The organism is bacterium, assembly GCA_016124905.1.
In the GTDB taxonomy this organism is placed as follows: Bacteria; Pseudomonadota; Alphaproteobacteria; order Rickettsiales; family RI-342; genus RI-342.
In genome coordinates this window covers 1-12,917 of sequence record WGMV01000015.1, presented here as the reverse complement: position 1 = coordinate 12,917, position 12,917 = coordinate 1, and the positions used below count along the sequence as shown (strand labels likewise).

Sequence of the window (12,917 nt, the reverse complement as noted above, 5' to 3'; positions counted from 1 at the left end):
CTGCACCTGCAGGCTGATGGCCGCTTTGGTGATGGTGAGCGCGCCCGCGTTGTTGACAGTGAGGGTGTAGTTATTGTCGCTGAAGCCGTTCAGGTTGATGGCATGGGTGGTGCCTGCCCTGGCCGCCAGGGTGGCACCGGCGGCGATATTCACCGTGCCCGCGTCGATGACGCTGGCATCCTCCCCATTGGCCAGGCCGGTGAAGGTGACATTGGCCAGGGTGAGATTGGGATTGCTGTAACCATAGGCGCGGCTTTGGTTATCCACCGTGGCGGTGATGTTTTTCTTGGTGATGGTGAGCGTGCCCGCGTTGTTGACCGTCAGGTTGTAGTTATTGTCGTTGAAGCCGTTCAGGCTGATGGCATGGGTGGTGCCCGCATTGGCCGTTAAGGTAGCTCCGGCAGCGGCATCCACCGTGCCTGTGTCGATGACGCTTTCATCCTCGCCATTGCGGAAGCCGGTGAAGGTGACGTCCGCGAGCGTGAGGGTGGGGTTGCTGTCACCATAGGCCCGGCTCTGGTTGTGAACGGCGGCGGTGAGGTTGGCCTTGGTGATGGTGAGCGTGCCCGCGTTGTTGATCGTCAGGTCGTAGTTATTGTCGCTAAAGCCGTTCAGGGTGATCGCATGGGTGGTGCCCGCGTTGGCCGTCAGCGTGGCGCCGGCGGCCACATCCACCGTGCCGGCATCGATGACGCTGTAATTCTGACCGTTGCGGAAGCCGGTGAAGGTGACATCCGCCAGGGTCGGGTTCGGATTATTGTAGCCGTAAGCGCGGCTTTGGTTGTTGACCGTGGCGGTGAGGCTGGCCTTGGTGATGGTGAGCGTGCCGTCGATGACGGAATCGAGCTGATAGTTGGCGGCATTGAAGCCGCCGATACCGATGGTGTGCGTGGTGCCAGCGTTGGCCGTGGCCGTGGCCGTGGCGGCGATGGTCACGCCACCTGCTGTGATGACGCTGCTGTTTTCCCCGTTCATGAAGCCGGTCCAGACCACATCGCCCCAGCCCAGCGTGGGGTTGCTGTAGCCGTAAGCGCGGCTCTGATTGTTGACGGTGGCGGTGAGGCTGGCCTTGGTGATGGTGAGGGTGGCGGGGGTGGCATCGTAGGCAATGGTGTAGCCGACCGGAGAACTCAGTGTGCCCGCGCTCAGGTAAATGGCATGGTTGCCGACCCCGGAATACTGGTTGGCGGCCGTGTTGTAATTGGGGGCGCCGGTGACCACATCAAACAGGTTATCGCCATCGATCAGGCCGCCGGTGGCGACAATGCCCGTATCGGGGTTGGCCAGGCCGTAGCTACGCGTGATGTTGGTGGCCTTTAGCGTCACGGTGGGAGTGTAGGTGTAAAGCAGCCCGTTGCCCGTGGCCGGGAAGCTCGGGCAGGAACCGCTGATGCTGCAGTTGTAGCGTTTGAAATCATAGGTCAGGCCGTTGCGCGTATCCGTCAGTGGGCTGGTGGAATAAACCAGCCAGCGGCCGACGGTGGCGGTTAAGACGTCGGTGCCGCGGTTGTTGATGAAATTGCGCGCCGCCGACAGAAGGATGGAGGTGCCGCCGCCGGTGGCGGACAGGCGTTCGTTCAAAATGACATCACGCGTGGCGCGGGCATCAATGCCGAGCGCGTTGATGATGCGCTGGGTAAAGGTGAGGTCACGCCCGCGGAAGGCAAGGTTGTTGTAGCCGCTGAGTTGACTGGTCAGCGTCAGATCGCCGGAGGAGGCGGTGCCGAAGGTGATGGTGTTAAAGCCCGTGCCGATATTACCCATTTCCGCATCGGTAAGGTACAGGCCGGTGGAAGGAGCGCTGGTGCCGAGGCCCATGATTCGCGCCGCCGTCAGCGGCTGGATGTTCAGGTTGCCGGTGCCGTCCAGCGTGCCGTCGAGCGTGATATTGTCGGTCTGTAGCGTCAGATCGCGGCTGGCGGCATGAAGGGCTGCGCCGGAAGCAAGGTTGAAGGTGCCGCGTGTGGAAACCGTGGAGGCCCCCGTGCCGGTGAGCGTGGTGCTGCCGGAAAGGTTGATGCCGCCCTGGTAGCTGCGCAGGTCACCGCCAAGCTGGTGCGTGAAGTTGCCGAAGGTGATGTTGCCGTGGCTGGTGCTGGCGGCGGTGAGGTCCACATTTATGCCGCTGCCGAAGAGGGTATCCCCGGCGAAGATCATGTTGGTGGCGGCACTCGCCACGCTGCCGATGCTGCCAAGGAACGTAATGGGCGAACCGCTGGCGGCGGCGAAGCGGATGGTCTGCTGCCAGTTGCGCCCGGCAACCTCGAAGGCAGCTGCATGGGCGGCATGGCCGAACTGCACGGTGCCCCAGCCGCTGCCGATGTTGTTGAGCAGCGCGGTGCTGAGGAAGAGGCCCGTATTGATGGCGCCATCCCCTACCCCCAATGCCCGGCTGGTTTGTGAGGGGCGCAACACCAGCGTGGCGGCGCTGTTGCCGTTATTGACGCTGGTGGAGAAGGTGAGCGTGTTGCTGGGCGCCAGCTCCGCCGTGCCCGCGCCGCTGACAGCCAGAGCCGCGCTGCTGGTGGCGGTGATGGTGCCGAAACCGCGCAGGGCCATGTAGCCGCTGGTGGTAGTGAAGCGGTAATTGCCCGCCCCCGTGGCCAGGGTGGTGAGGTTGGCATTGGCCGCCGTGACGCCGTCGGCACGCAGGGCGGCGGAGTTGAGGGCTGCGTTGCCGCTGGTGGTGGTGATCTGGCTGCCGCTGCTGAAATAGACGCTGCCGCTGCCGTAGGCCCCCGTGTTGGCGGTGTAGCCCAGTGGCAGGGTGTAGAGGCTGTCCAGCTCGGCATCGGCGTTGAATTCAAGGCTGCCGGTGGTTTTGGTGAGGTCGCCTGCCAGGATGATATCACCCCGCGCATTGACAATGAGGCTGCCGGTGTTGCCGCCATGGCCTGCGGTGGCCACCGTGAAGCTGTTGGGCACGTTTAGCGTGACCTGGCCAGCGGTGAAGCTGAGCGTGTTGATGGAAGCACGATTGAGTTTGACCGTGGAGCTGGTGGCCCCGGCGGCGGCGCTATGGCCGAATGTCAGGCTGAGGGCGCCAGTGGAGGTAAGGATGCCATTGTTGGCGGTGTTCAGGCTGTTAGAGGAAATGGTCATCGCGCCGGTGGTGGCCCAGCTCTGGTTGAGTGTCAGGTCGCCTGTGATGTTGGAGAAATTGATCGCGGAGACGCTCTGATCAGCCCCCAGCAGATTCACATGGCGGAAGCCGCGTATGGTTGCCGTGCCGCTACAGGTGGGGCTTTGGGCGCAGGTGAGCGTGGTGGAGAGGTCCTGGTCGGTGGTATTGGTGGCCACGTCGCGACCGGTAAGGAGCGTCAGGTTGCGGCGATAGGTAACGTTGCCGTTAAGGGATAGTTCCCCGAGCAGCGCCACGTTTCCGCCCGCCGCATTCAGACCGATGTCAGCACTATTGTTAGTGGTGGAGATATCACCTGTAATGGAAAGATTGCGCATGGCGGTGAAATTGACATGCGAGGTGCCGTTGATGGTGCGGTTGATGGTGATGTCGCGGAAGCCAGAGACCTGAATCTCGCCAAATGTGCTGCCGTTGGCGGGAATGAAGGTGCTGCTATCCAAGAGCCAGTCGCTGCGGCCGTTGCTGCCGTCCTGACCGCTGATCAGGCGAAGGTAGCCGGATGTCTGCACCGGGCCGTTGACGGTCAACACCCCTACCCCGGCGGTGCTGCCATTGGCGGCGCGAATATCGATGCTGCTGGTGGAACTGGTGCGGAGGCCCTGCACGGTGATGTTGCGCGAGGCCACCATGGTGGTGCCGTTCTGGTTGTAAATATCGCTGTAGGCGGTGATGTCGCGGAAGCCTTGAATATTGACGCTGTTAAACGTGGTGCTGTTGGAGATGTTCTGCGCGCCGCGCATGAAGAAGAACCGCGTGCCGCCGGTCTGGGCGTAATTGGAATAAATCTCAAGGTCGGGGCGGTTGCCGCTGCCGTCATGGCCGGAAATCAAGGCGAAATCCGGCGCGTAGACGTTATAATCACCGCCGGTGAGGTTGAGATAGCCGACATTGTTCGGGTTGCCGTTTGCCGCTGAGATGGTCAGACTGCCTGCCGTCTGAACAATGGCGGCCGCGGTGAGGTGACGGAAAGACTGAAGCGTCACGCCAAGGTCGGTGGTGTAGATATCGCTGGTAAAATTGATGTCACGAACGCCGTTGATATAGAGCGAGCGAATCGTCCCGGCGCTTGCCAGGCTGCCGTTCTTGAATGTCACCAACTGGGTGCCCACGTAAAGGCTGGTGCCATCCCAGCTTGCATCGGGGCGGTTGGCCATGGCATCCTGGCCGGTGTAATAGCTGAAACGGTTACCGGCCTGCACGGTACCGTTGGTGGTCACCACGCCCAACAGGGCGGCATCGGTATAACCGGCCCACAACGTCAACGCGCTGGTGGTGCCTGTCTCGATGTTGCCAACGGTCAGATTGTTGCGGGCGATCAGGCTGATGTCGCCGGTGGATATCACGGGCGCAGAGAATGTCATATTGCGCCCATTGAGCGTCAGGCCGGTCACGTTGCCCGCCGTGCTCATTTTGCCATCGCCATATTGGAAGGTTACGGACTGGCCGCCATAGGTGAAATTCGTCCCATCCCACACCACGTCGTTATTGTTGCCGCTTGAATAAATACCGCCGGATATGCGCAGACTGCGGCCCGTCACTACCGGGGCATTCAGCGTGAGATTGCCCGCATAACTGATTTCACACCCGGCAGCGCAAAGGGTCACGCCGCTGTTGATGCCACTGGTGATGGTGGCCCCCGCATTGATGGTGAGGTTGCCCGCGCGGTTGGCGGTCAGCGTCACCGCATTGCCGGTGGAGGTGATGGCGCCGGTTGCTGTGACGGTGTGGGCCACGTTGTTGAGGGTGCTTTGCAGGTCAATGGCGCCGCTGGAATTGATGAGGCCGAAGGTGGCATCACCATTGAAGCGAAGCTGAATGGCCCCGGGACGGGCGGCGCTGGTGAAGCTTACCGTGCCGAGACCCCAGAGCTCCAGGTTGTTGACGCTGCCTGCGGTGCCTAAGCTCTGGCCGCCATAAAGGAAGGCGATGGCGCCGGGGCCGTAGGTCAGGCTGGTGCCGTTCCAGCTGAGGTTATGACGCACGCTGCTGCCATCATGGCCGGAGCGGATGCGGATGCCCGCCTGCCCGGCGGAAGCCGTGGCGTTGAGGTTCACACGGCCTACGTTGCTCCAGTTGTTCTGGTTGGCCTGGGTATTGCCGCCATAGAGCTGGATCTCACCCGTCTGGCCGGAGCGGATGTTCTGGTTGATGGTGATGTGGCGCGTGGCCCACATCTGCAGGTTCGCCGCGCCGGTGGAAGTGCCGCTGATCTGGGCGTTGGTGAGGATGTCCTGACCGGAGGTCATGTTCATGGTGCCGGTGCCGCTCCAGCTGATCGGCGCACCTGCGGCGACAGTGATGTTACGCGTGGCGCTGAGGGTCAGGTTGCCGTTGCCGGACCAGGAAATGGACTGGTTGACGTTGATGTCGCGGTTGGCCTGAAGGGTGAGGCTGAAATTGCTGCTCCAGCTGATGGGCGTGGCGACGGTGATATCGCCATTGCCAAGTAAGGCAGAGGCCGTGGTGACGGTGACGTTGGAGAGCGCGAGCTGGTTTTGCAGGGTGGTGACGTTGAGCACGGAAGGCGTGACAGTGATGTCACGGAACTGGGTGCCGGTCCAGCTCATGCTGGCGGTGCTGGCGGCGGCGGAAATGGTGATGTCGGTCGGGTCGAGCAGCAGGCTGCCCTGACGGCCCTGAGGGGCGCGGGTGTCGGCCGTGCCCTGGAAATCCAGCCATTGTTTGCCGGAGACCTCCACAAAGCCGCCATTGCCGCCGGTGGCGCCGCCCCGCGCGCTGATGGAGCCGTAAAAGCCCGTGTCGCCATCGGCCCAGACGATGATTTTGCCGCCATTACCGTTGGCGATGGCATCGGCACTGAGGTTGACGCCCTGGCCGATATAGGTGAGGCTGGCGGTGGCCGTTGTGCCGAGTCCCTGATAATCGCCGCCGATGCGGATGATGCCGCCGCCTGCATAACCGCTTGCATTGGCGGAGGCGCCGGTGAGCAAGCCGACATGGTCGGCGGTGACTTCGATCAGGCCGCCTTTCTGACCGGTTTCCAGGCCGGATGCATCCAGGTTGCCGGAAATCTCAATGCGGCTTTGACCGCTGCGTTTACCCTTATCCGCCGTACGGTTGCCCTTCACCGCGTTGCGGCCGAGCGCCACGATGCGGATGGTGCCATCCCTACCCATGACGGCGCGGGTGCGGACCTCGCCGGAAACCTGAATGAGGCTGTCCACCGCGCTGCGCGCCGCGGCGGCGGTGATCTCCACCCGACCGCCATCGGCATGGATTTTACCGGATTGTTTAATCCGCGCGGCGGTGCCGTCGCTGATGCTGACCTGGATGAGCTGGTCGCCGGTGAGATCAAGCGTGAAACGGTCGCCCGCGGCTAGGGAAACCTTGCCGAGCCGGGCCTCGATGATGCCGCTGTTTTCCACCGTCGGCGCGACCAGACCGACCAGACCGGCCTGCTTGGCCGTGATATGGCCCTCGTTGACGATTTTGGCATTGGGGTTACCGGGCTGGTCGAACCGCATGTTGCCTGCCATGAAATTGGCATTGGTGATATTGGCCGTGGTGGCCACCAGGCCGGCGGCATCCACCCGGCTGGTGCCGCTAAAGATCACACCGTTGGGGTTGATGATGGCGATGTTGCCGTTGGCGATCAGGTTGCCCTGGATCAGGGACGGGTTGGCCGCGTTCACGCGGTTCAGGGTCCAGCTGCCACTGCCGGGCTGAATGAAGCGGGTGGTCTCGTGCGGGGCGATGTCGAACCCGCGCCAGTCGATGACCGCGCGGTTGGTGCTCTGGTGAATCTGAAGCTGGGAGCCGCTTTGCTGAATGACGGCCGAACCGGAAGCAACCACTCCCCCCTGCGGATTGGCAAAAGCAGCAAGGGGGGAGCACGCCGCGAGTAGTAGGGCTGCTCCTGCTTGTAGGTGCCGCTTTGGCCAGTCTGTGAGGGGGCGCATGTGCGCGTTTGAATCAACGGTTAGGGTTACTGTTTCACAATATGACAGCTTCTCTAAGCAATGATTAAAATTTTAGTATTTTTGTTTGTTTTTCTTATGGATAGTCGCGCATCTTATGATTGATAAAGTGCAGGCTTTCTGCATAGAACACGTGTTATTGCCTCGTGTTTTATTAACTTTCGGGAGATTTTATGACCCAGCGTTTTCGGTATGTTACAGCGGCCGCCTGTCTTTTGCTCACCATGGCTCCGGCACTGGCGGAAACACGCGATGTGGGCGAGGTCAGCACGGCATTCAAGCTGCTTGGGCCCAATCACAAGATCATCATCACCGCCTTTGACGACCCCAAGGTGAAAGGTGTGACCTGCTATGTGGCGCGTCCCAAAACCGGCGGCATTAAGGGTGGGCTCGGCCTGGCGGAAGATCCCTCGATTGCCAGCGTTTCCTGTTCGCAGACGGGGCCGGTTTCCTTCACCAAACGCATCGATATGGATGAAAGCGGGGAAGAGGTGTTCGACGAAAGCCGCTCGCTCATTTTCAAATCGCTCGAAATCGACCGTATCTATGATCAAGGTAACGGATCGCTGGTGTATGTAGCGCGTACCACCCGCATCATTGAGGGATCGCCCGATACGTCCATTTCCGTGGTGGCGCCAATGGCGTGGGGCGGGATTGAGCCCGGCAAGCCCTTGAAAGACTAAGCGCGGCGACGCAACGCCTCGCGCAGCAGGTTCGGCAGTTCCAGCCCGGCACGCCAACCCTCGCGGGACCAGACGCCCGCGCCGATGCCGACATAACGCCGCACTAGCATGTTAAGACCGCCGTCACGAAACAATGTGGCGATCAGCACGGCGAAGGCCGCGCCCTCCACGCCTTGCCAGCGCGCGCCCAGCGGCACGCCGAAGGCCAGTATCAGTGCCTGAATCAGGCTGAAGAGCAGTGTGACCCGCTCATGTCCTGTCATCATGAACAACCGGCTGGCCATGCCGGTGGAGGCATTCACCACCCAGGCCAGCGCCAACAGGAGCATGGCGTTGTAGGCCGGGAGGTAGGATGGGCCCATCAGCCAGGCGAGCAGCCATTTGCCGAACAGCATTAGCAGCACCAGGCCGATGACGGCGGGTATGAAGGCCAGCCAGGCACCGAGGGCGAAGATCTGGTGCAGTTCCTGTTTCTTTTTTTCGGCATGAAGGGCGGAAAGCATGGGGCTGACCACCATGGTGGCACCCCAGCCGCAGAGCATCAGCGGCATGGTGAAGCGCATGGCGGTTTCCATCAGCGCGGTGGCGGCAAGGCCCAGCACCAGCGGCACCAGCAGCACCGGCGCACGGGAGCTGAAACCGGTGAGCAGCGCGGTGGCGAACATGCGGTGGGTCAAGGCCGCGGCTTCCCGCGCCAGGTGGGGTTCCAGGCGGATGTTTCGCCGGTAATAGCGGCGCAGGTAGCGCCAGAGATGCAGCCCGGCGCAGAATATGGCCGCGCAGGATTGCAACCAGACGGCCTGCGTGCCGTCCAGCGTGCCTACCGCACCGGCGGGCAACCACAGGGCCAGCGCGATGCCGGGAAGCAGCAGCATTTCCGGCAATTGCGGCCAGAGCTGCTCGTGCCTTGCGCGCAGCTGGGATGCGCCCAGGCCGATGATGCCGTAGGCCATGATACCGAGCGCGGTGGCCGTGGCCAGAAGCGGGGTATGGATGGGCAAGTCCTTCGCAGGCCAGAACATCACACCCAAGCCGCACAGAAGGCCGATGAGAAGATTGGTCAACAGCACGCGGCGGAAGGCGAAACGTTCCAGCGCCGCGGCCTGGCCCTCCCGCTGCTGGGTGAGGCAGGCAGGGATGTCGCGCAGCAGGGTGTGGTCCCACCCCAGAGGGCCGACGAAGCGTGCCACCATCCAGAAACCATTGACCATGGCATAAAGTCCGACATCCACCGGCGTGGCGCGATGCGCCAGCCAGACGAACATGGCAAGCTGCAGCCCTACCCCGCCAAGGCGAAGCAGCATGACAAGGGCAAAACCGTGAATCGCGTGGCGCGGCAGAAGCATGGTAATGGTGTGTTAAGGGTCCGTTTCTAAGATGCTACCCGTAATACAAGATTGTTAACAGAATGACAGTCGGCGAAATGACCGCCGAACATTGAACGGGGCCTATGCTGCAAAAACTGGACATGCTGATTGTCGGCGCGCAAAAGACGGGCACCACCTCGCTTTACGACTACCTGGCGCAGCATCCGGATGTGTTTTTGCCGAAAGTAAAGGAAATCCACTATTTCGCGCGGGACGAGTTTTACCAGCAGGGGCCGCGTTACCTGGAGGCCTTCTACCGGGACTATAAGGGCGAGGCGGTGGCGGGTGGGGCCTATGTGCACCTGATGTATTTTTCGCAATCGGCCCAGCGCATCCATGATTACAACCCGAACATGCACATCGTCGCTGTGCTGCGCAACCCGATCGACCGCGCCTATTCGGCCTATTGGTACGCACGGCGCAACGGGTGGGAGAATATCGACAGTTTTGAGTCCGCGTTGCAGCAGGAGATCATGCGGCTGCATGGAAATTATCAGGAACAGGCGGAACTGACCTATCTCAGCCACGGGCATTATGCCCAGCAGTTGCGGCCCTATGTGGAACTGTTCGGCGCGGACCATGTGCATGTGGTGATGAGCGACGAACTAAAGAAAACACCGGAAAAGGTGGTGGATCGGCTGTTGAAGGTGCTGCTGCCGCCAGAAAAACAGGGGCAGGGAATGACCCTCAACACCTCGTTTGAAAGCAATGCGGCAGGCATGCCGAAACATGCCTGGCTGCAACGGTTTTTTCTTTCCGTGGATGGACCGCATAAGCGCCTTATCCGGGCGATTACGCCCCAGTGGTTCCGCATCTGGGTGAGCAATCACATCACCATGCCGTTGCTCAACCGGAACATCGAACCGTTTTCCTACCCTCCGATGCAGGAAAGCACCCGGAATATTTTGCGCGAGTATTTTGCCCCTCATAACGCTAAGTTAGCGGAGATGTTCAACCTGAAACTGGACCATTGGCAATGAGCCAGCGCGAGGCAGTAACGGCGGAATGCAGGGCGATCATCGCCTCGCTCGACCATGCCATTTCCACCCGCGGCCTTCAGGATGTGGACCCGGCTGATTTGTATGACCATGCGTATGGCCGCTATGCGCGGAGCATGTGGCGGCAACATAAATGGGGCATGGCGCTGGCCGTTCCGCTGGAAGCGCTGGACCTGGTGTTTCCCGCCATTCGTCATGTGTGGGCACGCAGACGGCAGCACCCGATCTGCCTGGCGCAGGCGGGGCTTGCCTATATCACCCTGATGCCGAGCAAATTATTGCCCGCCAACCATTGCCTGATGCAGGCAAACGGCATGCTGGACCAGCTGATGAAACTGAAGACCGAAACGAAACATGGGTTCGGGTTCGGCATCCATATACGCTGGGAGAGCAAGGGCGGCGAAATCCCGCCGCTGACTCCCTGCCACACGCAAACCTCCTATGCCTATGATTTTATCGAGGCCATGCTGCCGCACCGGCGCAAAGACAGGCTGGAAGAAAGCCTGCGCGCCATGGCGATGCATACGACGATGGATTACCAGTCGTGGCTGGATGAGACGACGGGAACGCTGGTGACGGGTTATTCCTGCATCGACCGGCGCGTGGTGGTGAATGCGATGAGTTACCGCGCCAAGCTGCTGCTGAAGGCGCATGCGCGGTTTGATGACAGCCTGTTTCTGGATGCGGGGCTGGAGGCGCTGATGTTCCTTATCCGCATTCAACGGGCGGATGGAGCATGGGTATATGCGCCGGAAGAGCCGTTTGTGGACCATTACCACACGGCGTTTGTGCTGAAGAATCTCCGCTCCATCCTGCCACTGGTCAAAGACCCTTCGTTGAGACAACAGGTGCAGGCGACGCTGGATAAGGGCACGGCCTATTATCTCGCTCATCTCTTTGATGCCGATGGGCTGCCCAGGCCTTTTTCGGAAAGCCACAAGCCGGTGCCCTATCAGCGCGATGCCTATGATATGGCCGAGGCGCTGGGCTTTTGCCTTCAGCATGGGCATGAGGAGAAGGCACTGGCCATTGCCCGCTTCCTGAACGGGCCAATGAAGGCAAGGGATGGGCGTTATGTATTCCGTTATTATCCATTTCTTTCCTTTTTCCTGAAAGGAATGGCCTATTGGCGCTACGCAAACAGCGCCCTGCTACTCGCCACTGCAAAAGGGACAACCCATGGCAGCCACCGCCAGAAAAATTAACGCCAACGCCGCCAGTGAACTGGTGAGCCATAATTCCAAGCTCGGGCCGAAACGTATTCTCAAAAGCATCGGCTATGAGCGCACGGCGGAATTGAGCTACATCGTCAACCTGCTGCGGGAGAAATTCAACGAGCCGCTGCGCTACCTGGATGTGGGCACCGGGGATTCCGTGCTGCCGAGCTTTTTGCTCGCGCATAGCAAGTGGGACGTTTCCTGCCTGGATAAGTGCGACTGGGTGCAGGAGCAGTTTGATTACGCACGCCGCATCGGCATGAAGGGCAACCCCCGCCTGCATGTGTTCGAGCAGGACGCGCTGACATTTACGCCGGAGGCGCCGTTCGATATCATCACCAATATTTCGGTGATCGAGCACTTCCCCACCCCGCTCGACAGCGCGGCGATGAAGCATACGGCCAGCCTGCTGAAACCGGGCGGGCTCTATATCCTGACAACGCCGATGAACGAAGGCTACCCCAAGGAATTCTACCGTCAGGGCATGGTTTATGGCGAGAAGTCGGAAGGCGGGACCTATTATCAGCGGCATTACGACAAGGAAGGCGTGCAGAAGCGGCTGATCGAGCCGACGGGGCTGCGGGAAGTGTCGCGCACCTATTTCGGTGAATACGGGTTTCAGTTCGGCGAAAAATTCATGTTCCCCGCCATCCGCACGCATCCCTGGAAGGCGGCCTATAAATGGTCGGCGCCATGCTTTTCGCAAAAATTCATGGAATATCGCGATGAGCCAGTGAGCCGCGCGGATATGAAAACCGACACATCCTCGGGCATCATCCTTGTGCTGCAAAAGGACTGACCGTGTGCGGCATCATCGGCATTGCCGGACGCAAACCCACTAAAAGCAAGGATCTGTTGACTGTGCTGGCGCATCGCGGGCCGGACGGACAGGGGGAATGGAACGGCAGGCTCGGCGGCAAGCCGGCGTGGTTCGGCCATACGCGGCTGGCGATCGTGGAGTTGAGCGAAGCCGGCGCACAACCCATGCATAGCCGCAACGGGCGCTGGGTGGTGAGCTTCAATGGCGAGATCTACAACCATATGGATCTGCGCAAGCGCCTGAGCGGTGAGTTTCGCGGCCATTCGGACACGGAAACCTTGGTGGAGATGCTCGCGCAACATGGGTTTGAGGCGACATTGCCACTGTTGAACGGCATGTTCGCCTTCGCTGCGGCCGATCTGGAACAGGGGCTCCTTTACCTGGCGCGCGACCCGTTCGGCGTCAAGCCGGTTTATTACCGCAACAAGGGCGATGCGCTGGCGTTTTCGTATGAAATGCGCGCCTTGCGGAGCTTGTCGCCCTTCGCAGCGGAGGTGAATGGCGAGGCGCTGCAGACCTTCCTGACCCTGCGTTACGTCCCCTCCCCCGATACGCTGCTGCATGAGGTGAAGCGGCTGCCGCCGGGGCACTGGCTGCGCTTTTCACCGGCGAGCGGCGGGCTGGCGACCGGATGTTACATCGAGCCCACGCATGCTCGCTTCACCGGCAGTTTCGATGAGGCGAGCGAAGCCTATCGCGAGGTGCTGGCAGGCGCGGTGAAACGGCAGCTGATGTCGGACGTGCCGATGGGG

Annotated in this window: 7 protein-coding genes; 5 read left to right on the top strand and 2 right to left on the bottom strand. The window is 61.0% G+C overall.

Annotation, left to right across the window (positions count from 1 at the left end):
* On the bottom strand, positions 1 to 7,062 hold a 7,062-nt coding region (locus tag GC177_05135), incomplete at its 3' end, for a filamentous hemagglutinin N-terminal domain-containing protein (protein ID MBI1275339.1).
* A gap of 191 nt (positions 7,063 to 7,253) precedes the next feature.
* Here GC177_05135 and GC177_05130 point away from each other — a divergent pair.
* Positions 7,254 to 7,763 (top strand): hypothetical protein, encoded by a 510-nt coding sequence (locus GC177_05130; protein MBI1275338.1) that lies wholly within the window; start codon positions 7,254 to 7,256, stop codon positions 7,761 to 7,763.
* Here the strand turns inward: GC177_05130 and GC177_05125 are convergent.
* Entirely contained in the window at positions 7,760 to 9,067 is a 1,308-nt protein-coding gene (locus GC177_05125; protein MBI1275337.1) for a hypothetical protein, read from the bottom strand. The genes GC177_05130 and GC177_05125 overlap by 4 nt on opposite strands.
* 146 nt (positions 9,068 to 9,213) lie before the next feature.
* On the opposite strand from GC177_05125, the gene GC177_05120 reads away from it, so the two are divergent.
* The 4 genes from GC177_05120 to GC177_05105 form a co-directional block, all read left to right on the top strand.
* Complete coding sequence (locus GC177_05120; protein MBI1275336.1) at positions 9,214 to 10,110, top strand: hypothetical protein; 897 nt, start codon at positions 9,214 to 9,216, stop codon at positions 10,108 to 10,110.
* The gene (locus GC177_05115; GenBank protein MBI1275335.1) at positions 10,107 to 11,333 is read left to right on the top strand and encodes a hypothetical protein; all 1,227 of its coding nucleotides are present in this window, start codon (positions 10,107 to 10,109) and stop codon (positions 11,331 to 11,333) included. The genes GC177_05120 and GC177_05115 overlap by 4 nt, the downstream gene beginning before the upstream one ends.
* Entirely contained in the window at positions 11,308 to 12,144 is an 837-nt protein-coding gene (locus tag GC177_05110) for a methyltransferase domain-containing protein (GenBank protein ID MBI1275334.1), read from the top strand. The genes GC177_05115 and GC177_05110 overlap by 26 nt, the downstream gene beginning before the upstream one ends.
* A 2-nt stretch (positions 12,145 to 12,146) precedes the next feature.
* Positions 12,147 to 12,917, top strand: a 771-nt coding sequence (locus GC177_05105) for an asparagine synthetase B (GenBank protein ID MBI1275333.1), incomplete at its 3' end; no start/stop codon positions are given.

What these genes read in the sequence shown, in the direction of transcription:
- GC177_05125 (MBI1275337.1), bottom strand. Translation starts at nt 9,067, where the DNA reads ATGCTGCTTCGCCTTGGCGGGGTAGGGCTGCAGCTTGCCATGTTCGTC.
- GC177_05115 (MBI1275335.1), top strand. Translation starts at nt 10,107, where the DNA reads ATGAGCCAGCGCGAGGCAGTAACGGCGGAATGCAGGGCGATCATCGCC.
- GC177_05130 (MBI1275338.1), top strand. Translation starts at nt 7,254, where the DNA reads ATGACCCAGCGTTTTCGGTATGTTACAGCGGCCGCCTGTCTTTTGCTC.
- GC177_05110 (MBI1275334.1), top strand. Translation starts at nt 11,308, where the DNA reads ATGGCAGCCACCGCCAGAAAAATTAACGCCAACGCCGCCAGTGAACTG.
- GC177_05120 (MBI1275336.1), top strand. Translation starts at nt 9,214, where the DNA reads ATGCTGCAAAAACTGGACATGCTGATTGTCGGCGCGCAAAAGACGGGC.